The 20,947-nt window shown below is 72.8% G+C and carries 19 protein-coding genes; 8 read left to right on the top strand and 11 right to left on the bottom strand.

Annotated features, from left to right (window positions below; all coding sequences use genetic code 11):
- Positions 1 to 111: 111 nt before the first annotated feature.
- The 3 genes from ABD208_RS08580 to serC all read right to left on the bottom strand — a co-directional run bounded on the left by ABD208_RS08580 (position 112) and on the right by serC (position 3,364).
- Entirely contained in the window at positions 112 to 1,113 is a 1,002-nt protein-coding gene (locus ABD208_RS08580; protein ID WP_344101574.1) for a universal stress protein, read from the bottom strand.
- 155 nt (positions 1,114 to 1,268) lie between these two features.
- A complete protein-coding gene (locus tag ABD208_RS08575) occupies positions 1,269 to 2,060 on the bottom strand; it encodes a C40 family peptidase (RefSeq protein ID WP_344101572.1) in 792 nt (263 codons plus the stop codon).
- Positions 2,061 to 2,251: 191 nt separating this feature from the next.
- Positions 2,252 to 3,364, bottom strand: a complete 1,113-nt coding sequence (gene serC, locus ABD208_RS08570) for a phosphoserine transaminase (RefSeq protein WP_344101570.1) — start codon at positions 3,362 to 3,364, stop codon at positions 2,252 to 2,254.
- Between the two features lie 84 nt (positions 3,365 to 3,448).
- On the opposite strand from serC, the gene ABD208_RS08565 reads away from it, so the two are divergent.
- The 4 genes from ABD208_RS08565 to ABD208_RS08550 all read left to right on the top strand — a co-directional run bounded on the left by ABD208_RS08565 (position 3,449) and on the right by ABD208_RS08550 (position 7,964).
- Positions 3,449 to 4,159, top strand: coding sequence for an iron-dependent transcriptional repressor DtxR (locus ABD208_RS08565; RefSeq protein ID WP_344101568.1), 711 nt, complete (start codon positions 3,449 to 3,451; stop codon positions 4,157 to 4,159).
- 297 nt (positions 4,160 to 4,456) lie between these two features.
- Positions 4,457 to 5,413: an MHYT domain-containing protein gene (locus ABD208_RS08560; RefSeq protein ID WP_344101567.1), complete on the top strand. Its 957-nt coding sequence runs from the start codon at positions 4,457 to 4,459 to the stop codon at positions 5,411 to 5,413.
- 156 nt (positions 5,414 to 5,569) lie between these two features.
- Positions 5,570 to 6,415: a CAP domain-containing protein gene (locus tag ABD208_RS08555; RefSeq protein ID WP_344101566.1), complete on the top strand. Its 846-nt coding sequence runs from the start codon at positions 5,570 to 5,572 to the stop codon at positions 6,413 to 6,415.
- A 79-nt stretch (positions 6,416 to 6,494) separates the two neighbouring features.
- Complete coding sequence (locus ABD208_RS08550; RefSeq protein ID WP_344101565.1) at positions 6,495 to 7,964, top strand: NCS2 family permease; 1,470 nt, start codon at positions 6,495 to 6,497, stop codon at positions 7,962 to 7,964.
- A 2-nt stretch (positions 7,965 to 7,966) separates the two neighbouring features.
- Here ABD208_RS08550 and ABD208_RS08545 read toward each other — a convergent pair whose 3' ends face one another.
- Positions 7,967 to 8,629, bottom strand: a complete 663-nt coding sequence (locus ABD208_RS08545; RefSeq protein ID WP_344101563.1) for an HAD family hydrolase — start codon at positions 8,627 to 8,629, stop codon at positions 7,967 to 7,969.
- 121 nt (positions 8,630 to 8,750) lie between these two features.
- Here ABD208_RS08545 and ABD208_RS08540 point away from each other — a divergent pair, with 121 nt between their 5' ends.
- A complete protein-coding gene (locus ABD208_RS08540; protein ID WP_344101561.1) occupies positions 8,751 to 9,674 on the top strand; it encodes a sulfotransferase family protein in 924 nt (307 codons plus the stop codon).
- Here ABD208_RS08540 and ABD208_RS08535 read toward each other — a convergent pair.
- Positions 9,596 to 10,915, bottom strand: coding sequence for a hypothetical protein (locus ABD208_RS08535; protein WP_344101559.1), 1,320 nt, complete (start codon positions 10,913 to 10,915; stop codon positions 9,596 to 9,598). The genes ABD208_RS08540 and ABD208_RS08535 overlap by 79 nt on opposite strands.
- A 167-nt stretch (positions 10,916 to 11,082) precedes the next feature.
- Between ABD208_RS08535 and ABD208_RS08530 the strand changes: the two genes are divergently transcribed.
- Positions 11,083 to 12,606: a lipopolysaccharide biosynthesis protein gene (locus tag ABD208_RS08530; protein ID WP_344101557.1), complete on the top strand. Its 1,524-nt coding sequence runs from the start codon at positions 11,083 to 11,085 to the stop codon at positions 12,604 to 12,606.
- Complete coding sequence (locus ABD208_RS08525; RefSeq protein ID WP_344101555.1) at positions 12,603 to 13,337, top strand: hypothetical protein; 735 nt, start codon at positions 12,603 to 12,605, stop codon at positions 13,335 to 13,337. Before ABD208_RS08530 ends, ABD208_RS08525 begins: the two co-directional genes overlap by 4 nt.
- A 33-nt stretch (positions 13,338 to 13,370) precedes the next feature.
- Here the strand turns inward: ABD208_RS08525 and ABD208_RS08520 are convergent, their stop codons facing one another.
- Positions 13,371 to 14,261, bottom strand: coding sequence for a hypothetical protein (locus tag ABD208_RS08520; RefSeq protein WP_344101553.1), 891 nt, complete (start codon positions 14,259 to 14,261; stop codon positions 13,371 to 13,373).
- Positions 14,262 to 14,432: 171 nt separating this feature from the next.
- On the opposite strand from ABD208_RS08520, the gene ABD208_RS08515 reads away from it, so the two are divergent.
- On the top strand, positions 14,433 to 15,419 hold the full coding sequence (locus tag ABD208_RS08515; protein ID WP_344101551.1) for a sulfotransferase family protein: 987 nt from the start codon (positions 14,433 to 14,435) through the stop codon (positions 15,417 to 15,419).
- 102 nt (positions 15,420 to 15,521) lie between these two features.
- On the opposite strand, the gene ABD208_RS08510 is transcribed toward ABD208_RS08515, so the two are convergent.
- The 5 genes from ABD208_RS08510 to ABD208_RS08490 all read right to left on the bottom strand — a co-directional run bounded on the left by ABD208_RS08510 (position 15,522) and on the right by ABD208_RS08490 (position 20,943).
- Positions 15,522 to 16,379, bottom strand: coding sequence for a glycosyltransferase family 2 protein (locus ABD208_RS08510; protein WP_344101549.1), 858 nt, complete (start codon positions 16,377 to 16,379; stop codon positions 15,522 to 15,524).
- Positions 16,376 to 17,347, bottom strand: a complete 972-nt coding sequence (locus ABD208_RS08505; protein WP_344101547.1) for a sulfotransferase family protein — start codon at positions 17,345 to 17,347, stop codon at positions 16,376 to 16,378. The genes ABD208_RS08510 and ABD208_RS08505 overlap by 4 nt, the downstream gene beginning before the upstream one ends.
- A 42-nt stretch (positions 17,348 to 17,389) precedes the next feature.
- Positions 17,390 to 18,859, bottom strand: a complete 1,470-nt coding sequence (locus tag ABD208_RS08500) for a tyrosine-protein kinase domain-containing protein (RefSeq protein WP_344101545.1) — start codon at positions 18,857 to 18,859, stop codon at positions 17,390 to 17,392.
- A gap of 219 nt (positions 18,860 to 19,078) precedes the next feature.
- Complete coding sequence (locus ABD208_RS08495) at positions 19,079 to 20,137, bottom strand: glycosyltransferase (protein ID WP_344101543.1); 1,059 nt, start codon at positions 20,135 to 20,137, stop codon at positions 19,079 to 19,081.
- Positions 20,134 to 20,943: a glycosyltransferase family 2 protein gene (locus ABD208_RS08490; protein WP_344101541.1), complete on the bottom strand. Its 810-nt coding sequence runs from the start codon at positions 20,941 to 20,943 to the stop codon at positions 20,134 to 20,136. The genes ABD208_RS08495 and ABD208_RS08490 overlap by 4 nt, the downstream gene beginning before the upstream one ends.
- Between the last annotated feature and the right edge of the window lie 4 nt (positions 20,944 to 20,947).

Below are 20,947 nucleotides of genomic sequence, written 5' to 3'. Positions count from 1 at the left end.
CCACGGATCACCCGGTCGCGCCCGCGATCCGGCGCACCTCGCGCGCTGGAACCGCGGCGGACGGCGGGCACGGCCGGCGGTACGAGGAGCGGCTTCCGGCGCCGGGCCGGGTCAGCCCTCTTCCGTGGAGTGCTTGTTGACCACCAGCACCGGGCAGGCGCTGTGGTGCAGCACCGCCTGGCTGGTCGAGCCGAGCAGCAGGCCGCGGAAACCGCCGCGCCCGCGCGAGCCGACCACGATCAGGTCCGCCGCGGTCGAGAACTCGGTGAGCAGCTCGGCGCCGGTGCCGTCGAGCACGATCCGGCGGATCCGCATGCCCGGGTGCAGCGCCTCGTGCTTGTCGACGATCGCGTCGAGACCGGCCGCGATGTCCGCGAGCACCTGCTCGTGGTCGATGTTCGACGGCAGCCACGCCAGCAGCCCCGACCCGGCCCCGACGGGCACGCCCGCCACCGCCGAGAGCTCCGCCCCCCAGGCCTGGGCCTGCTGGATCGCGTGCGTGAGCGCGGCCTCCGCCTGCGGCGAGCCGTCCACGCCGACCACGATCCGCCGCACGGCGGGCCAGCCGCCCGGAGCGCCGTCGGCGGTGCCCGCCGGCCCGCCGGCCGTCGTCGGCTCCTGTCCGGCGCCCTCGCCGGGCTGTCCCGCGCCGCCCTGCGACCACATGGCCTGTTTCTGCGAGGCCAGCGGCACCACGACCACCGGGCAGTGCGCGTGCGCGGGCAGCGCCGAGGAGACCGTGCCGAGCAGCCGCTCGGTGAATCCCCCGCGCCCGCGCGTGCCGACCACCGCGAGGCCGTGGTCGGCGGAGAGCTCGACGAGCACGCCGGCCGCGTCGCCGGTGGCGACCGACGTCGTGACCCGCGCCCCGGCCGCCACGGCGCGTTCCTCGGCCTCGGCGAGCACCGCCTGGGCGCCCTCGGCCATGGACGTGTCGTCGAACGCGGCGTACCCGCCGTCGAGCGACGCGGCCGTGAAACTCGGGAGCGTGTAGCTGCTGACGAGGTGCAGGGACCAGCCGACCTTCCCTGCCCAGGCCACGGCCCAGTCGAGCGCGTGCATGCTGGCGGCGGACCCGTCGACCCCCACGAGCACGACTTCCGGTCGGCTCATCTGCAACCTCCTCGTCGGGCATGCCTCATCGCGATCCCACGCTATCGCAAGGGGCACGAAAAATCCGGCCCTGACAGGCCGCACCCTCAGGTGAGCCGGTCAGGGCCGGATCTCAGCGGCCCGGTGATCCCGCCGGGACCACCGCACCGTCGCTCTCAGTACCGGATGAAGGTCGGGTTGCTCATCCAGATGGTGCGGAACTGGACCGTGTCGCCCGGCTTCGGGGCGTCGATCATCGTGTTGCCGCCCGCGTAGATCGCGATGTGGCCCGGGGTGTAGATCAGGTCGCCCGGCTGCGCCTCCGCGGCGGAGATGATCGTGCCGCCCGCGGCCTGTGCCGACGAGGAGTGCGGCAGCGAGATGCCCACCTGGGCGTAGACGTAGGCGGTGAAGCCGGAGCAGTCGAAGCCGCTCGGCGTCGTCCCGCCGGACACGTAGGGCGTGCCCACGTAGCGGCCCGCGATCGAGATGATGTCGGAGCCGCTGGCCGACGCCGGCGCGACCGTGTTCGCGACGGCGGTGGCCGCGGCGGCCTCGTCCTCGGCAGCGGCGGCTGCCGCCTCCTCCGCGGCAGCGGCTTCCTCGGCGGCCTCCTGCTCGGCGAGCTGCGCCTGGTACTCCTCGTTCTCGGCGGCGGGCGTCACGGCGACGACGGCGGGCTGGGCGGCCAGCCTCGCGTCGCGGGCGACGGTGACCACCGGAGCGGCGTCGACCACCTTGTGGGCCTCGTCGGCGAGGGCGCCGAGGTCCAGCGTGTTGCTCAGCTTCTCGGTCCTCACGTCCGCGGCCTGCGCGGCCCCGGCGCCGAACGTCGAGACGAGGATCCCGCCCGCGGCGGCCACGACGGCCGACCGGCGGCGCAGGCCGGAGTTCTGCACCAGTTCGGTGAGCGGAGTCACGGGGCGGCGCGCGGCGCGATGGCGTCCTGCGGCTGTACGTGCGGTCACAAGCATCTCCTGGTGTGGGTACAGGGGCTCAGCGGTCTGACCCGGCGAGCGCACCGAACGTACCGCAGCCGCGATGTCCGTGTCACGCCCTGTCAACCAAAATAGCCCTTGACACCCGCCATGATGACAGAACCCTCACAACTCGTCCCTTCCGGTCTTCCGGCCGCCGCTCGGTCGGCCTGGCGAGCGGCTCAGAGGGCGCCGACGACGTGGTCGATGCACGCAGTCAGGGCCGCGACGTCGTCCGGCTCGACGGCCGGGTACATCCCCACCCGGAGCTGGTTGCGGCCGAGCTTGCGGTAGGCGAAGACGTCCTGGATCCCGTTCTCGCGCAGCACCGCGATGACCTGGCCCGCGTCGATCGCGTCGTCGAGGTCGATCGTGCCCACGACCGTCGAGCGCTCCTGCGGCCGGGCGACGAACGGCGTCGCCCAGTCCCGCGACTCCGCCCAGCCGTACAGGTGCTGGGCCGACGTCGCGCAGCGCTTCGCGCTCCAGTCGAGGCCGCCGTTGCCGAGCATCCAGTCGAGCTGGTCCGCCGTCATCGCGAGGGTCGCCACGGCGGGCGTGTTGAGGGTCTGGTCCTTGCGGGAGTTCTCGATCGCCGTCGTCAGCGACAGGAACTCCGGGATCCAGCGCCCGCTCGCCTCGACGCGCGCCGCCCGCTCGACGGCCGCGGGCGACAGCACCGCCAGCCACAGCCCGCCGTCGGACCCGAACACCTTCTGCGGCGCGAAGTAGTACGCGTCCGTCTGCGCGAGATCCACCGGCAGCGCGCCCGCGCCGGAGGTGGCGTCGGTGAGCAGCAGCGCGCCGTCGTCGGCCCCCGCCACGCGCTCGACCGGCGCCATGGCGCCGGTCGACGTCTCGTTGTGCGGCGTCGCGTAGGCGTCGACGCCGGGCGCGGCCGCAAGGTGCGCGACGGCGCCGGGCGCGGCCTCGATCAGCTGCGAGTCCTCCAGGAACGGCGCGCGCGACGTCGCCGCGGCGAACTTGGCGCCGAACTCGCCGAAGGCGGCGTGCTGGGCCCGGCGCTCCACGAGGCAGAGCGTGGCGACGTCCCAGAACGCCGAGGCCCCGCCGTTGCCGAGCACGACCTCGTACCCGTCGGGCGCGCCGAGCAGTTCGGCGATGCCCCGCCGGATCCGGCCCACCAGGTTCTTCACCGGAGGCTGCCGGTGGGACGTGCCCATGGCGGCCGACAGGTCGAGGAGATGGCGCAGCTGCGCCTCGCGCACCTTGGAGGGTCCGGAGCCGAACCGGCCGTCGGCGGGAAGCAGCTCGGCGGGGATCTTGAGGGCCATGGCTGAACTGTAGTTGGGGCACGTTCACCGGGCGTTCCACGTTCACAAGTAGGCTGGGGCCGACCCATCAGACATGGAGTTGACGTGACGGACCTGATCGACACCACCGAGATGTACCTCAAGACGATCTACGAGCTGGAGGAGGAGGGCATCACTCCGCTGCGCGCGCGGATCGCCGAACGGCTCGGGCACTCGGGGCCGACGGTGTCGCAGACAGTGGCGCGCATGGAACGCGACGGGCTCGTGGTCGTCACGGGCGACCGTCACCTCGAGCTCACCGAGGCCGGGCACGACAAGGCGATGCGCGTCATGCGCAAGCACCGCCTGGCCGAGCGCCTGCTCACGGACGTCATCAAGCTCGACTGGGAGCACGTGCACGTCGAGGCCTGCCGCTGGGAGCACGTGATGAGCGAGCTCGTCGAGGAGCGCCTCATCGGCCTGCTCGACCATCCGCACGTGGACCCGTACGGCAACCCGATCCCGGGCCTCGCCGAACTGGGCGAGAACTTCACCGAGCCGCGCTACCTCGAGGGTGTGGCAGCCCTGCCGACGCTGTTCGAGAGCGCGGCGAAGAAGGGCACCGCGGGCCCGTCGTCGGCGACCCTCGCGCGGATCGCCGAGCCGCTGCAGACCGACGTCGAACTGCTCGCGCGCCTGTCCGACGCCGGTGTCCTGCCGGGCGCGCGCATCACCCTGGCGCTGGCCGACGGCGTCTACACGGTCGGCGCGGAGGGCTCGGAGACGGTGCTCGACCTGCCCGAGGATCTCGCGAGGCATCTGTTCGCGGCCGTCTGACGCCCCCTTTCGTCAAATCACCACGCCACGGCGGAGGTGCGGTATGTTCCGCACCTCCGCCGTCGGCGTCCGCCGAGGAACGCCGGCGCGCGCCTGGAGCCCGTCGCCCAGGCCGACCGTTTACATGATTTGTGACGAAAACTTTTGAAAACAAGGGTCCTGCTACCTATTGTCCCCTCGGAGCACCTTCGGTAACGTCGCGGTAACGACCCGCACCCCCACACCGCAGGTCGAGCAGCGTCTGTCCTCCCCAGACGGACGGCCGCCCAGAAAAATCTGAGAGGCCACACAACACACATGTCAATCACCGATCACCTGGCGTACGGACCGATCACACCGATCCTCGCCTACATCCTGTCGTGCACGGGCTGCGCCGTCGGCCTGTCCTGCACCTCCCGCTCCCGGGCCGCCGGCGGCACGGCACGCGCCGTCTGGCTCGTTCTCGGCGCGATCGCCATCGGCGGCACAGGCATCTGGGTGATGCACTTCGTCGCGATGCTGGGTTTCGTGCCCCAGGGCGTCTCGCTGCGCTACGACGTCCCGCTGACGCTCATGTCCGCCGGGATCGCCATCGTCGTCGTCGGCCTCGGCCTGTTCATCAACATGATCGGCGGGCAGCGCCTGCCGGGCATGCTGATCGGCGGTTTCCTCGCCGGGTCGGGCGTCGCCACCATGCATTACATGGGTATGGCGGCGATGCGCATGAACGCGAGGATGACCTTCGACGGCGGCTTCGTCATCGCGTCGGTCATCATCGCCATCGTCGCCGCCACCGCGGCCCTCTGGTGCACCACCCACATCCGCGGTGCCGTCGCCACGCTCGTCGCCACGCTCGTCATGGGTGTCGCCGTCACCGGCATGCACTACACGGGCATGATGGGCGTGCGGGTCACGACCATCACCGAGATCATCCCCGAGGGCGTGTCCACCGGGGAGCTGCTGGTGCCGCTCGTCATGGCGGTCTCCGTGGTCACGCTCCTGCTCGTGCTCGTCGTCGGCCTGTGGCCGACGGAGAGCGAGCTGCGCGCCCAGCGCGAGTTCGAGGACCGCCTCCGGGAGAGCCAGGAGCGCGACAGGGCGGCGGCAGCCAAGCCCGCCCCGACGACGGCCGCGACGGCCCAGGCCCTCCGCGCCAGCCACAGCAGCATCACCGGCGCGCTGCCCCGCACGGCGCGCGAGAACACCACGGGTTCGCACCGTCCGGTGGACCAGGCCGACTCCGCGAAGCTGCGGCCCCGCTCCTCCCAGTTCTGACCGCGGTTCGAAACGTTCCGTGGACGGCGGTCCCGGTCGGTGACGTACGGCTCCCCCAGCCCGATCGATCTCGCGACCGGGACCGCCGGATGCGCACCGTGTGCCAGACTGCCCGGGACGACCCGCCCGAACCGACCCCAGAAGGTTCCCGAGACGATGGCACGACGCCCACGGACCCCGGCACCCGGCCGCGCGATCCGGCAGCAGCAGGCCGCGCGGTCCGCTCCCCGCCTCACCCCGGCGAGGGCGCTGGGGCTGGCCCTGAGCCTGACGGCCGCGCTGACGTCGGCCGCGTGCTCGATCACGATCAACCCCGGTCCCGGCGAGGAGACCGCGGGGGGCGTCGCACGGGCGCAGGCGGGCGGCGTCGCGGAGGCCCAGCTCGGCGAGGCCGCGGAGCCGATCGTGGTCGCCGAGGGCGCGAGGGCGCGGGGCGCGGGCACCGGCCCGGGCACGATCGCCGTCAAGCCCGCGCCCCGGCCGTCGCCGGGCACGGACGACGACGCCGGAACGCCGCCGGAATCCGCGGCCGGCGACTCCGGCGACGTCCCCGTGGACACCGACCCCGCGGGCGGCGCCGGCGGCGCGGGAGAAGACGACGCCGGGGCGGGCCAGGCGACGGACCTCTCCGACCCGGTCCAGTACGCCGGCGCCCTCGAGGCCGAGGTCAACCTGCGCCGCGAGCAGCACGGCCTGCCGGCGCTCACCCACGACGAGTGCGCCTACGAGGTCGCCCTCGAACGCGCGGAGGCCCTGCGGGGCCAGGAACTGGCCCACGCCCCGCTGGAGCCGATCTTCGACCGCTGCCCGACCTCCACGGTGGGCGAGAACCTCGCCCGCGGCGGCTGGACCCCCGCCGAGGCGGCCGGCGGCTGGATGAACTCCGAGGGACACCGCGCGAACATCCTCAACGCGAGCTTCACCCGCGGCGCCGTCGCCTGCATCAGCGAGGAGACCGGGTACGGGCCGCAGATGACGTGCGCCCACGTCTTCCTGGGCTGATGCCCCGCGAAACATTCATGGCGTAACTTCCTCCCGGTGCGTCGCGCTACCCGGCGGCGCGGAGAGGAAGATCAAGGCCATGGCGACCACAGCAGCACCGGCACGCGGTGCCGTCGACAGGTATTTCCGGATCAGCGAGCGCGGCTCGACGATCGTCACCGAGATCCGCGGCGGTGTCGTCACGTTCTTCACGATGGCGTACATCGTCGTGCTGAACCCGCTGATCATCGGCACGGTCCCGGACGGGACGGGCAGCCTGCTCGGCGGGGGCGAGGGCAACCTGCCCGCGATCGCCGCGGCCACCGCGCTCGTCGCCGGCGTCCTGAGCATCCTGATGGGCACGATCGCGAACTATCCGATGGCGCTGGCGGCCGGCCTCGGCCTGAACGCCGTCGTCGCCTTCTCGATCGCGGCGCTGCCGGAGATGACCTGGGCCGACGCGATGGGCCTGGTGGTGCTGGAGGGCCTGATCATCCTGGTCCTCGTGCTCACCGGGCTGCGCCAGGCGGTGTTCAACGCCGTGCCGCACGACCTCAAGCTCGCGATCAGCGTCGGCATCGGCCTGTTCATCGCGTTCATCGGGCTGGTCGACGCCGGGTTCGTGCGCATCCCCGCCTCGATGGCGACGCCGGTCGAGCTCGGGATCGGCGGGTCGCTGTCGTCGTGGCCGCTGCTGGTGTTCGTGATCGGGCTGCTGCTGACCGTCGTGCTCATGGTGCGCAAGGTGAAGGGCGCCATCCTCATCGGCATCCTGGCGAGCACGGTGCTCGCCGTCGTCCTCGAGGCGATCGTGGGCGCGGGCGGCGCGTTCGACGAGGACGGCAACCCCGTGGCCTCGGGCTGGCGCCTGAACGTGCCCGCCCTGCCGGAGAACTGGTTCGGGCTGCCGGACCTCTCCCTGCTCGGCCAGTTCTCGCTGTTCGGCTCGTTCGAGAAGATCGGCCCGATCGCCGCGCTGCTGCTCGTGTTCACCCTGCTCATCGCCGACTTCTTCGACACGATGGGCACCATGGTCGCGATCGGCGGCGAGGCGAAGCTGCTCGACGCCCAGGGCAACCCGCCGAGAACCAAGCAGATCCTCGTCGTGGACTCGATCGCGGCGGCCGCCGGCGGCGCGGCCTCGGTCTCCTCGAACACGAGCTACATCGAGTCGGCGTCCGGCGTGGGCGAGGGCGCGCGCACGGGCCTCGCGTCCGTCGTGACGGGCCTGTGCTTCCTCGTCTCGATGTTCTTCGTCGACGTCGTCAAGGTGATCCCGTACGAGGCGGCGACCCCGGCGCTCGTCGTCGTCGGCCTGCTCATGGTCGCGCAGATCACCGGCATCGACTGGAAGAACCTGGAGATCGCCGTCCCGGCGTTCCTCGGGATCATCCTCATGCCGTTCTCGTACTCGATCACCGCGGGGATCGGCGCGGCGGTCGTCACCTACGTGGTCATCAAGCTCGCCGTCGGCAAGGCGCGGCAGGTGCACCCGCTGCTGTGGGTGACCGCGGCCCTCTTCCTCGTCTACTTCCTGAAGGACACCATCGGCGCGGCCGTCGGCGTCTGACGTCAGGCGAACTCGTTCATGTCCTCCACGACGCCCTCAGCGCCCGCCCCGAGGAGGCTCTTGACCCTGGCGGCCGTGCGGGCGAAACCCACGGCGGGCACCTTCGCCGCCACGGCCGCCTCGATGTCCGACGGCGAGTCGCCGACCATGACCGCCTCGGCGGCCGGGACCCCGAGCCGGGTGAGCGCGCCGCGCACCATGAACGGGTTCGGCTTCATCAGGTCGGGGCGGCGGGGCGGGCGTCCGATCACGAGGGTCACGTATCCGGCCAGGTCGGTGCGGTTCAGGAACGCGTCGATCGACTCCGGCGAGTTGTTGCCGATGATCACGACCTCCTGACCGCGCCGGGCGGCGGCCTTCAGCATCTCCCGGGCCCCGTCGGTGGGATCCGCCTTCGCGGCGGCGGCCACCTCGGCCTTGATGCAGGCGTCGTCCGTCATGCGGATGGCGACGCGATCGAGGGTTCCGGCGTGGCGCAGGACCTCGAGGTGGTCCCTGGACTTCTCGAGCGACGCGGGGATCGGGGCCGCGGCGTTGAAGAGACCTCGCCGGGCGGCCTCCGCCGCCTCGGCGGCGGCCTTGGGCGACATCAGCCTGGTGACCGGCCCGTCGAAGTCGAGCAGGATCGCCGACGCGGCCTTCACGATCTTCGCTGCTTCAGGCATGTCACGCAGTGTGCCAGATCAGTCCTGTTCATGCAGGTTGGGGCAGCAGTATCCGGCCGGGCCGGGGCAGGCACCGGGCGCCCGGGTGCGGGCCGCCGGATTCGCGGTCAGAGTGGGCAGCATGTCGAGTCAGGCCCGGGCGCGGGACGCCCAGCAGCTCGTGTTCGTCGGGGGCATGCATCGCAGCGGAACCACGCTGGTCGCGGACATCCTCGCGAGCGTTCCCGGTGGTTCCGGCCTGCGGGGCACCGGCGTCCCGATGGACGAGGGACAGCACCTCCAGCAGGTCTACGCCGGGGCCCGCGGCCGGATGGACCGCTGGGCGCACCGGCCGGAGGCCCACCTCACCGAGGCGCACGCCGGGCCCGGCGACGCCGAGGCGCTCTGGCGGGCCTGGGCACCGTACTGGGACCCGGGCGCGTGGCTCCTGGTCGAGAAGTCGCCGCCCAACCTCACCAAGACGCGCTACCTCCAGGCGTTGTTCCCCCAGGCGCGCTTCATCGTCGTGACCAGGCACCCCGTGGTGCAGGCCCTGGCGATCCGCAAGTGGGCGGGCCGCACGACGGGACGCTACGGCCCCGGGCTGCCCCGCCTGATCGAGCACTGGGTGCACGCGCACGAGACGTTCGAGGCGGACGCGCGGCACGTGCGGCGGCTGCTCGTGCTGCGGTACGAGCACCTCGTCCGGGATCCCGTGGCGGAGCTGCGGCGCGTCGCGGAGTTCCTCGGCACCGGGGCGATTCCCGACGACGCCGTCAGCTCGCGCCGCAGCGGCTCGTACGAGCGTGCCTGGCACGCGACGTCGTCGGGCATGCTGAACCGGGCCGTGACGCACCTGCGTCACGCCGGGCGGCGGCCCTGGCAGGCCCGGCAGGCCGTGGCGCGCGAACTCCTCGACCCCGTGCTGCTGCCGCGCTACCGCAGGCACATCGCGGAGCACCACGGATCACGGATCGCGGCGCTCGGCTACGACCTCGGCGAGCTCGACACCGCCCGGCCCTGGACGGGTGCGTCCTCCGGCGCGAACCCGGTGTCCCGGCCGTAGGCGAGCGACAGGCTCGTGGCCAGGGCCACGACGAAGAGCACCTCGTTGTGGGTCGAGTAGAACGACGTCGCCGCGGTGAATCCGACCAGGAAGAGACAGAAACCCCGCTCCCGGCGGCGCAGCAGCGCGACGAACGACGCGACCAGCACGACGACGTACAGCGCCGCGACCCAGAGCGGGAACTCCACCACGATCGAGCCGATGGACGAGTGCATCGGCGCGGTCCCCGCGACGATGTCGTTGATCGGCAGCCGGTAGCCCGACAGATCGACGTCGCTCGCGGCCAGGGTGCCCGCGAACCCGCCCGGGGTCACCCCGAGCACCACGTTCCAGAGGCTCTCGACCTTCAGGTCGAGGCCCGCCCGCAGAAGGTCCAGGTGGCTCTGCGTGGACGCCTGGGTGATGTCCTCGGGATCGACCACCCGGTCGAACCCCGAGCGGAACAGCGCGCTGCTGCGGGCGATCACCAGCGCCGGGACGGTGACGACGACGAGCAGCAGCACGTGCGTCAGGTACACCTGCCAGGGCTCCCGTGCCTGCCGCCGCACGGCCCGGTACTCCACGAGAAGCGCCACAGCGAAGAACGGCACCAGCAGGTACGGCAGCCGGGACGGGGTCACGAGAGCGAGCCCCACGAACGCGAGCGCCAGCAGGAACCGGCCCCGCCCCCGCAGGAACCGCAGGCTCGCGAAGGCCAGGAACACCGCGGCGAGCGATCCGTGGGACTTGTCGTCGAACCCGAGTGCGGGATAACGGGCGCCCTGCACGATCTCGATGGTATAGGCGCCCAGAAGAACGACCAGGCACACCGGGAGCGCCCGCCGGATCCCTTCCTGGAAAGCGGGGGTGGCGGCGTGATCCCGGCACGCGCGGTATATCGCCGTCACATAGATCGCGGCGACGAAGAAGTACGCGGAGTGAAACACCAGCACCGTGTGCCCGTACCGCATCGAGACCGAGACCGCGGCAAGGGCGACGGAGACCACGCCGAGCGCGAGCAGCGCCACGTCCTTGACGCGCAGCAGCCGCGGGAACGCGCCCAGCAGCATGGCCGTACCCAGGAGCTGGGCGACGTTCGAGGCGGCGAACCGCCCGGTGATCTTCATCCCGAGGAGCATGCCGACCACCATGACCACGGTCGACGCGACGACCAGGAAACGGGCCCGCGGCGGCAACCCCTCCGGACCGGGAATTCCGGTGGCGTCCCGGATTCCGGCCCGCTCCGGTGAAAGCAGCGTCATGGTGAGGTCTTTCCCCCGGAATTCAGGACGTGGACAGCACGACGATATCCATCCGGAGCACGATCCGCAGCCTCACCGGGCATTCGTCAATTCCGCGGGTTACAGTCGACCGGCCAGACAGGTGAACCGGTGTCGTACCTGCTCGCACGTTTCGGACTGGGGGAACCGTGGCGCACAGCACCACCATCGCACCGACCCGCGGTCTCGGTCGTCGTGCCGCGCGCGGCGGGGTCGTGACGATCGCCGGTCAGATGGTGCGGATCGCGGTGCAGGTCGCGTCCCTCGCGATCCTCGTCCGGTTGCTGAGCCCCGCCGCGTTCGGCTACGTCGCGATGGTGACCGCGATCGTCGGCATCGCCGAGCTGATCCGTGAGTTCGGGCTCTCCAAGGCCGCCGTCCAGGCTCCCGTCCTGACCCGCGCCCAGCGCGACAACCTCTTCTGGCTGAACGCCGGCCTCGGCCTGGCGCTGTCCGTGCTCGTCCTCGCCGTGGCGCCGCTGGTGGCCGCCCTGTACGGCGAACCCCTCCTGGAGCCCGTGACCCGGTGCCTCGCCGTGGTGTTCCTGCTCAACGGGTTCGGCGCGCAGTTCCGCGCGAGCCTGCAGCGGGACCTGCGGTTCACGGCCCTGGCGGTGCTCGAGACGCTCGGGCCCGCGGCCGGCCTGGCCGCCGCCGTCGCCGTGGCGCTGCAGGGCGGCAGCTACTGGGCGCTCGTCGCGCAGCAGGTCGTCACGACCGCGGTGGTCGCCGTCGGCCCCGCGTGCGTCGCCGGGTGGTGGCCCGGACGGCCCCGGAGGTCGGCGTCGATCAGGCCGATGCTCGGCTACGGCGGCAGCCTGTTCGGCACCCAGGCCCTGACCTACGTGGGCAACAACGTCGACACCGTCGTGATCGGCCTGACCGCCGGGCCTGCCGCCGCGGGTCTCTACAACCGGGTCTACCAGCTCGTGAAGCTCCCGGTCAGCCAGCTCAACGCCCCGATCACCCGCGTGGCGCTCCCCGTGCTCGCCCGGATCCAGGACGACCCCCCGCGCTACGCCCGCTACCTGCGGCAGGGGCAGCTCGTGCTGCTCAACGTGCTCGTACCCGCGCTCGCCCTGGGCTGGGCGGTCGCCGGGCCCCTCGTCCACCTGGTGCTGGGCGACGCCTGGGGCCAGGCCGTCCCGATCTTCTCCCTGCTCGTGGTCGGCGGCGTCTTCCAGGCGATCGGGTTCGTGCAGAACTGGGTGTTCCTCTCGTCGGGGAAGACCGGGCAGCAGTTCCGCCTCAACCTGCTGACCCGGCCGGCGTTCGTGGTGGCGGTCCTCGTCGGGAGCCTGTGGGGGGTGACCGGCGTCGCCGCGGGGTACGCGCTGACGGCGGTACTGCAGTGGCCCGTCGCGCTCTGGTGGGCGGGCCGCGCCGTTCCGGAGGCGCAGGCCGGCCGGCTGGCCGTCACCGCGCTGCGCGCCGTCGCGACGTACTCCGCGGCCGCGGTCGTGGCACATCTCGCGGTCCGGGCGGCCGGGCTGGACGACGCCTGGCTGTCGGCCGGGCTCGGCGCGGGCGTGATGCTCGCGGTCCTGGCGGCCGGGGCGGCCGTGCTGCCGGCCTACCGGCGCGATCTCGCAGGGTGCGTGACCGCGGTCCGCGTCCTGCGCGGCGCAGGCGCACGATCCGGTCGGGGCGACCGGGCGAACGAGAGGAAGTGACCGTGCAGGCGTACGAGACCTTCGCGTACCTGGACGTGGAGAAGACCGGGTCCTCCTTCATCACCGGGTTCCTCGGCGAGCACGTCGCCGAGCGGCCCACGCGCGAGCGCATGCACGGCATGCTCGAGTGGTCCCCGCCGAAGGACCGCGTCCATGTGATCTCCGTGCGCGACCCGGTCGGCGCGTACGCCTCGCTCTACGCGTTCGGCTGCATGGGCAAGGGCGCGATGGCCGGCTCGATCCGGCGCTCCGGGAACGGCGGGCTGTACACCGGCCGGCCGGAGGGCCTGAGCGGCTGGCTCGAGTTCGTGCTGGACCCCCGCAACGCGCGTCACCTCGACCCGCGCGGCTACCGCTGGTCGGGCGCGCACCGCTGCGCCGGGATCATGTCGTTCCGGATCGCGCGCCTCGCCGTGCCGAACCCGCTGCTCAGGTTCCGGCGTGCCCGGACACCCGAGGAGTTCCTCGCCGTCTACGACCGGTACGGCGTGATCGACGAGACGATCCGCATGGAGACCCTGCGCGAGGACCTGGAGGCGTTCGTGCGCAGGTACGAGGGCCGGATCCGGTGGCGGCGCCCCGCCGACGAGGTGATCGCGGCGCTGTGGCGGGAACATCCACGCAACATGAGCACGGGTCTGGACCGCGACGAACTGCGGCGGATCGCCGGGCGCCACCGGGCGGACATCCTCGACCGCGAGCCACTGCTCACCCGCCGGTTCGGCTACTGACACCCGCGCGCGACGCCGTCGTCGCGCCGTCCGTCACTCGTAGACCGTGAAATCCGGGCTGAAGAGCGTCGCCCGCTCGGGGAGCCACCGGCGTCGGACCTCCTCGTTCGTGGCCGCGTAGCAGGCGTAGAAGCTCTCCGCGGCCCGGCGGGTGACCGCCGGGCCGCCGCCCGGGAACAGCCGCTCGACCACCTGCGCCACCGGCGCGCGCGCCGGGTTCTTGCGGCCCAGGACGAACCGCGGCAGCACCAGGTTCACCGCCCCCAGCACCCGCAGCCCCCGCGGGCTCAGGGACGGGTTCGCCCGGCGCGCGCCAGGCTCCAGCGGGACCGGGAGGCCGGCGGTCCGGCCGAAGTCCGTGACCACGTTCCCGCCCGCGAGCTCGTGCCTCTCGTAGGTGCGCACCCGCAGGCTCCCGGCCCCGAACACCTCGGCCCAGCGCGCCGTGAGGGCCCCGTAGTCGAGGAATCCCGGCTGCAGGGGCTCGGACAGCGGCTCCCGCGCGGGCAGTCCCGCCTTGATCCGGGTGCTGTACAGACTCAGCGCCGCCTCGTGCTGCGGCCGCAGGTACACCACGACCTCGACCTCGTCGCAGCACTCCTCCAGCAGCTTGCGCAGCACGGTCACCTCGGCGACGCTCCGCAGGCGGCTGTGGCAGTGCTCGCTGCTGAGCAGCAGCGTGTCGATGCCCGACGACGTCGCGGCGGCCCGCGCCGTCAGCTCCGCCCGGAACCCGCGTTCCACCAGCACCCGGTGCGCGGCCACGCGCTCGGGGCTCGTCACCCGTTCCCAGCGGCGCAGGTCGTCCACCCGCTCCGGATCGGCCGCGTACGTCACCAGCCGGGTATGACTGACGCCGCCGCCGGACCGCAGGGACGCCGGATACAGCACCCCGTTCCGCAGCAGTTCCTCCGCGTGATTCACCAGCGCGGCCTGAATTGCGGTGGTCCCCGTTTTCTCCGCCCCGATGTGCAGCACGCACCGGCGAATTCTTCCCATGCCCGACGACGCTACCCAGCCCCCGCGGGAAATGCATGCGTTCGGGCCGCGGAATCCAGGATGCAGACACCCGCACGCCGCGTCAGGATGGGACCGATGAATAGTCGCAAGCGTCGCCGCGAGGCAGTTTTCGTCGTCGGCTCCGGGCGCAGCGGGACGAGCACGATCACGGGAATTCTCCGTCGCCTCGGCCTGCACGTCCCGGCGCCGGAGGTCCCGGCCGACCCGTCGAATCCCCGCGGCTTCAACGAGCCGCAATGGATGGTCGACACCCATGACGCCGTCCTGCGGCGCGCCGGCGTCGCCGTCGCCGATCCCAGGCCAGGAGCGGCGTCCGACGTCGCCCGGGTGGCCTCCGAGATCAGCACGGCCGCCACCGCGGCGGTCTGGCTCGACGAGCAGTTCCGCCGCGCGGACCACCTCGTGCTCAAGGACCCGCGCCTCATCTGGTTCATCGGCCCGTGGCGCCAGGCGGCCGGCGCGGCGGGCGCGCACGCGTCGTTCGTGACGATGCTCCGCTCCCCCGCCGAGGTCACGGGCAGCAAGTCCGCCTACTACGGCCCGCAGCAGGCCGCCGACGGCATCGCCATGTGGGTCAACGGCATGCTCCGCACGGAGCACGCGACGCGCGGCGTCCCCCGCGCCTTCGTCCGCTACGACGAGCTCCTGGCCGGCTGGCGCGGCCCGATCACCCGCACGGCCACCACGCTCGGCATCGAGCACGCCGTCCGGGACGACGACGCCGCGCACCGCGCCGTCGACGAGTTCGTGGACCCGCGGCTGCATCGCGTGTCGGCCGGCTGGGAGGACCTGGAGATCCCGGACTACCTGCGCGACGTCGCGGAACGGACCTGGGCCCACCTCACCTCGCTCACCGGCGCCGGGGACGACACCATCGCGGGTTACGCCACCGCGGACGAGCTCCGCGAGCAGTTCGCGGACGCGCACGCCCGCCTGGAGGAGGCCTCGGCGTACCGCCGCACCCGCAAGCTGGTCCCCCGCCGCGCGCTGGCCATGATCCCGCCCCGGCTCCGCAGCCGCCTGGGCCGCGCGGCCCGCCAGATCATCGAGGACCGCGTCTGACCACGGCGCCATGCGCCCGGTACCGAGGCGACGGCCTGCGCGGCCACGCCCCGATGCGCGGGCGCGGGGCGCTCAGGACGCGGCAGCGGTCCCGGAGCGAGCTCAGACGCAGTACGTCCGCTCCCGCCAGCTGCCGACCAGGCGGCCCGCGCGGTTCGCGAGCAGGCCGACGCCGCGGCGGCGCTGCCGGCCGTTGCGGCCGCCCAGCAGGATGAAGACGAGCGCGCCGGCCACCACGAGCGGCAGGCGCCAGGGCGCCGGGCGCGGCATGCCGTGCTCCTGGAACTTGCGGTACAGCTTGGCCCGGCCCTTGCCGTAGTTGAAGTACTGGCGCGCGATCGCCCGGAAGCCGTCGCGCTCCGCGTACCGGATCGCGGCGCCCCGCACGGCCGTCGTGGGATACCCGGCAAGATGCGCCCGGTAGAAGAAGTCGGACTCGTCGCCGCCGCCCTTGAACGACTCGTCGAAACCGCCGAGCCGCTCCCAGACCTCCCGCCGGAACCCGCAGTTCGCCCCGAAGGGCCGCGGCACGTCCGGCCAGGTGACGCGTTCTACGCCGCTCTCGCGCGCGACGAGGCTGCCGTCCGGCAGCTCGCGGATCAGGTCCCCGCCGACGCAGGCGTGCCCGGCCGCCCGCGCGCGGTCCATCGCGGCGAGCCAGCCCGGCTGCACCTCGTCGTCGCAGTCGCACAGCAGCACGAACTCGCCGCGCGCGTGCCGGACGCCGGCGTTCCGCGCGTGGTTGATGCCGCGCACCCCGCTCGCGTCGACGCCCCGCACCCGCGCGTCCCGCGCGCCGTACGCGGCGACGACGTCGCGGCTCCCGTCGCCCGACCCGTTGTCGGCGACCACGACCTCGAACGCGGCGTCGACCTCCTGCGCGAGCAGCGCGTCGAGCTGCCGCGGCAGGTCGCGGGCGCCGTTCAGGCAGGGGATGACGACGGAGATCAGCGCCGTCATACCCCGATCGCCTCCCGGGTGCGTGCGACGACGTCGCGCAGCACGCCGAAGTCGGCGCGCTCGTCGCGCAGGCCCGACGACGTCGAACGCCGCGTCAGGCGCATCACCCGCGGGTCCCGGTCCAGCTCACAGGTCCGCAGCACGCCGTCGATCACCTCGGCGGGCCGCAGGGCCAGGTCCTCGTACCGCACGATCTCGTCGACGTCGTCCGCCGCCGCCAGGATCGATCGCATGCCGAGCGCCCACTCGGCCGCGGCCTTCTCGGCGGGTTCCGCCGGACGGTCCCCGGCGCCCGCCAGCGCCTCGCCGACCGCGGCGTCCCGCGGCACGAGCTCGGCGCGCATCTGGTGCCACTTCGAGTCCCGCACGCCCCACCAGTCCTGGCCGTCGTGGGCGTTGCGGCGGTTCCAGGCGAGCACCGAGTGCACGAAGTCGTCGGGGCGCCGCACGATGGCCACGATCCGGCTGTCCGGGAACAGCGCGCGCAAGAACGGGATCCGATAGGTCATCTCCGGGTACTTGTCGACCAGCCGGTGCGCGCGGACCGCCGCCAGGTAGTAGCCGAACAGGTGCTCCGCTCGGGCGCGGACGTCCGGCGTCGCGTCCTGCGCCCCGAGCCGGAACCGCCCGCGCGGGGCGTAGAAGCCGCTGACGTCCTCGCCCGGATGGATCATGTTCCAGATCAGCTTCGGCTCGTTCAGCCAGCCGACCTCGCGGTGCGCGCTGAGCAGCCGGCTCAGGTGGGTGGTCCCGGACCGCCCGATCCCGACGACGAAGACCGGCCGGTCCACCCCGCGCCGGATCCCGGACCGCATGCCCAGGCTCAGGTTCGCCCGCACCACGGGGTTGAACCACTGCCCGCGCACCACGGCGGGCCGTCCCTCGAAGAACGTGTAGGCGGCGAGGCGCCGCGCGGTGCGCGCGAGGCCCGCCGTGGTCACGTACTCCTGATCGATCTGCGCAATCACTCGTCGTCCCCGTCGTGGTCGGAAGGTCGGCGCCGGGAGGGGTCAGCGGCCGGAGAAGACCGGCGGCCACCTGCGTTCGCCGCCCGGCCGGTTCCCGGGGCGGTGCGTCCGCTTGCCGGCGTCGCGCGCGCCGTGCTGCGCGCCGGCCGGCGACACGTCCTCGTCGCTCGAGTAGTAGCGGTACCGGTAGGTGGACCGCTCGGAGACCTCGCTGCGGTTCAGGACCGTGCCGACCAGGTCGGCGTCGACCGTGCGGAGCGCCCCGGCGGCCTCCGTCACGTGGGCCTTGTGCGCGACGCCGGCACCGACCACGAGGATCGCGCCGCCGGTCATCTTCGCCAGGATCGCGCCGTCCGTCACGGGCAGCAGCGGCGCGGAGTCGATGAGGACGACGTCGTACGCCTGGGTGAGCTGCTCGATCGTGCGGACCATCTGCGCCGATCCGAGCAGCTCGCTCGGGTTGGGCGGGATCTGGCCCGACGGCAGCACGTGCAGGTTCTCGGTGCCCCACGGCTGCACCGCGTCCTCGAGGGCGACCTTGCCGATCAGCACGGTCGTGAGGCCGACCGAACCCTCCAGGCCGAGGTACCGCGAGACGCTCGGGCGCCGCAGGTCGCCGTCGACGACGGCGACGCGCTGCCCGGCGTCGGCCAGGGTGATGGCCAGGTTGATCGACGTGGTCGACTTGCCCTCCCCGGGCAGCGCCGAGACGACGACGAAGCACCGGGAGCTGCTGCCCACCTCCAGGAACTGGAGGTTCGTGCGCAGCCGGCGGAACGCCTCGGCGCGCGGGCTCTGCGGGCTCTCGCTGACGATCAGCGGCTGGGAGCGGGTGTGCTCCTCGAACGGGATCGAGCCGATGACGGACGAGCCGGTGATCGCCTCGACGTCCGCGGCGGTCCGGATGCGCGTGTCGAGCAGATCGCGCACCACCGCGATCCCGACGCCCAGCACGAGGCCGGCCAGCAGGCCGAGCACGACGTTCAGCGCAGGCTGCGGCGAGACCGGGGCACCGGGGATCGCCGCCTCGCGGATGGTGCTGATCTCCACCGGGGACCGGTCGCTGCCCACCTCGGTCTCGAGGTCCGGTACCACCTTGGCGAGGCTCGCCGCGATCCCGTTCGCCACGGCCGCCGCGACCGACGGCGAGGCGTCCGACGCGACGATGTTGATGAGCACCGTGTTCTTGGGCCGCTCCGCCCGGACCCGGGACGCGAGCGACATCGGCGTGTCGGCGAGCCCGAGATCCTCGATCACCGGTTCCAGCACGCGCGGGCTCGTGACGATCTCGGTGTACGACGTGACCTGCTCGGCGGAGAAGTTCCGCCCGGCGACCATCGCGTTGACGGAATCCTCGCCGCCGCGGACGGAGACGAAGACCTGCGACGACGCCTGGTAGCGCGGGGTGGCCAGCACGGTCGCCAGCACGGCCAGCACGACGGCCAGCACCGTCGTCGCCGTGATGGTCATCCAGTACTTGCGGAGTACGCCGAGATATTCAGCCAGTCCCATGAGGCCTCCGTGCCAGACCGATCGACAAAGGTTCGCGGAAATGTCCGCCAGGACCACCCGGAGACAATTCACCGCCCGCGCGAAAGAGCGTATCCCGGGGTATGCGGGATCGCGCGCCGGGAATGCGATGAAGCGCCGGAACGACAACGATGCGGGCCACCGGAATTCTCGTGCGCATGATGTTCCGCGGATGGTTCACGATTTCCGTCGTCGTCGCCGTCACGAGATCCGCACCGCCGTTTCCGGCATTCGCCCGGCGCCGCCTCGCGCGTCCGGGTTCCGCCCCGCGGAGATGGCACGACGACGCCACGCGAGGCCCGCCGGGTAGCCGGCCATCTTGGCGACGTCGCCCACCACGACCACGGCCGGGACGGCCGCCAGGAACCGGAGCGTCGCGAACGCGCCCGCGGGCCGGCGGCGCCACGCGCGGCGCAGGAACCTGGCGGCGTAGCCGAGGAAGCCGAGCACCAGCAGCGGCCGGACGATCCCCGGGGAGGGCGCGAGCAAGCCCGCCAGCCCCAGCGCGTACGCGCCGTAGCGCAGGGCGTGCCGCCGGGGCCACAAGCCCGATTTCCCGTCGCCGCGGGCGTAGCGGTAGTACTGCGTCGCGTAGCCGCGCCACGTGTCGCGCGCCGACCACCGCGCGATCGCCTCCGGCTGGAACGCGAACCGCAGCCCGGCCTTCCGCAGCGCCAGGTCGAGGACCAGGTCCTCGCAGTAGTCGAGCCATTCCGGATAGCCCCCGGCCGCCCGCCAGGCCGATCGCCGCAGCAGCAGCGACCGGCTGGACGGCAGGAACGTGGCCGGGTCGATCTCGTCGGCCAGCGGCATCAGGACGCAGGCGAACAGGCGCTCGTGCCACGAGTCCCACATCGGCCCGAAGAACCCCGACACCACGTCGACGTCGTCCCGCAGCGCCGCGACCAGCGCGGCGAGCCAGCCCGGTGCCAGGCGCGTGCCCGCGTCGGTGACGGCGATCAGGTCGTGCTGGGCGCCGGAGATCGCGAGGTTCCGCCCTCGCGAGATGTTGGCGCCGGGCGCCACGATCACCGTCACCTTCACCGGCGCCGTCCGGCTCCACTCCTCGAGCAGCGCGACGGTCCCGTCGGCCGACCCGCCGTCGACGACGACGAGCTCGTCCGGCAGGACCGTCTGCCCCGCCAGGGACCCGAGGAACGCGGGCAGGCTCCCCGACTCGTTCAGCACGGTCATGACCAGCGACACGAGCGGCCCGCCCGGCGGCCGTCGTCGTACCGTCCTCGGCGCGCGCCCGGTCATGCGCGCGCCCCGAGCATCGAGCCGGCGGCGTCGATCCGGTGCAGCTGCTCCGCCCGCCTGCCGACCGGCACGAGGCAGTACGGGTGCTTCCGGTAGAACCGCGACGCGGAGGCGACCTCGAGCTGCCACGCCCGCGCCGAGAACCCGCGCCCGGTCTCCCGCCGCCAGCCGTGCTGCCACCGCACGTCGCCGTCGACCCGCACGCTCATGCCGCTCTGCCAGGCCCGCAGCCCCAGGTCGGCGTCCTCGTAGTAGACGAAGAAGCCGTCGTCCCAGCCGCCGAGCGCCTCGAACGACGCACGCGAGATCGCGAGCGCCGCGCCCATCGCCCAGACCACGTCGACCAGCTCGCCGGGCCGGGCGAACCGCCGGTAGCGGCCGTCGGGCAGGCGCAGCAGGTGGCTGAGCTTGCGCGTGAGGAACGGCGTGCCGCGGCCGTTCTCCTGCAGCGAGCCGTCGACGTTGACCAGCTGGGGCGCGACGATGCCGCCGTACCGGCGCGCGCCGTCCGCGAGCGCCGCGATGCCGTCCTGCGTGACCGTGACGTCGGGGTTGCAGAAGATGAGCACGTCGGCGTCGACGGCGGCCGCGCCGATGTTGTTGGCCGCGGAGAAGCCGCGGTTGACCGGCAGGTCGAGCACGCGGGCGCCCAGGTCCTGCGCCACGCGCGCGGAGCCGTCGCGGGAGGCGTTGTCGACGACGACCCACGGGTGGGCGCCGAACGGGCGGTCCCGCCAGAACTCGGCCAGCGGTCGCGCGCTGTTGTAGGTCACGGTGATCAGGGCGACGTCGCCGTGCAGGCTCACTGAG

Source organism: Myceligenerans crystallogenes (assembly GCF_039529775.1).
In the GTDB taxonomy this organism is placed as follows: Bacteria; Actinomycetota; Actinomycetes; order Actinomycetales; family Cellulomonadaceae; genus Myceligenerans; species Myceligenerans crystallogenes.
The sequence above is the reverse complement of the archived record's forward strand: the minus strand, read 5'-3'. Positions and strand labels throughout refer to the sequence as shown.

What these genes read in the sequence shown, in the direction of transcription:
- ABD208_RS08580 (WP_344101574.1), bottom strand. Translation starts at nt 1,113, where the DNA reads ATGAGCCGACCGGAAGTCGTGCTCGTGGGGGTCGACGGGTCCGCCGCC.
- serC (WP_344101570.1), bottom strand. Translation starts at nt 3,364, where the DNA reads ATGGCCCTCAAGATCCCCGCCGAGCTGCTTCCCGCCGACGGCCGGTTC.
- ABD208_RS08560 (WP_344101567.1), top strand. Translation starts at nt 4,457, where the DNA reads ATGTCAATCACCGATCACCTGGCGTACGGACCGATCACACCGATCCTC.
- ABD208_RS08555 (WP_344101566.1), top strand. Translation starts at nt 5,570, where the DNA reads ATGGCACGACGCCCACGGACCCCGGCACCCGGCCGCGCGATCCGGCAG.
- ABD208_RS08550 (WP_344101565.1), top strand. Translation starts at nt 6,495, where the DNA reads ATGGCGACCACAGCAGCACCGGCACGCGGTGCCGTCGACAGGTATTTC.
- ABD208_RS08545 (WP_344101563.1), bottom strand. Translation starts at nt 8,629, where the DNA reads ATGCCTGAAGCAGCGAAGATCGTGAAGGCCGCGTCGGCGATCCTGCTC.
- ABD208_RS08540 (WP_344101561.1), top strand. Translation starts at nt 8,751, where the DNA reads ATGTCGAGTCAGGCCCGGGCGCGGGACGCCCAGCAGCTCGTGTTCGTC.
- ABD208_RS08535 (WP_344101559.1), bottom strand. Translation starts at nt 10,915, where the DNA reads ATGACGCTGCTTTCACCGGAGCGGGCCGGAATCCGGGACGCCACCGGA.
- ABD208_RS08515 (WP_344101551.1), top strand. Translation starts at nt 14,433, where the DNA reads ATGAATAGTCGCAAGCGTCGCCGCGAGGCAGTTTTCGTCGTCGGCTCC.
- ABD208_RS08510 (WP_344101549.1), bottom strand. Translation starts at nt 16,379, where the DNA reads ATGACGGCGCTGATCTCCGTCGTCATCCCCTGCCTGAACGGCGCCCGC.
- ABD208_RS08500 (WP_344101545.1), bottom strand. Translation starts at nt 18,859, where the DNA reads ATGGGACTGGCTGAATATCTCGGCGTACTCCGCAAGTACTGGATGACC.
- ABD208_RS08495 (WP_344101543.1), bottom strand. Translation starts at nt 20,137, where the DNA reads ATGACCGGGCGCGCGCCGAGGACGGTACGACGACGGCCGCCGGGCGGG.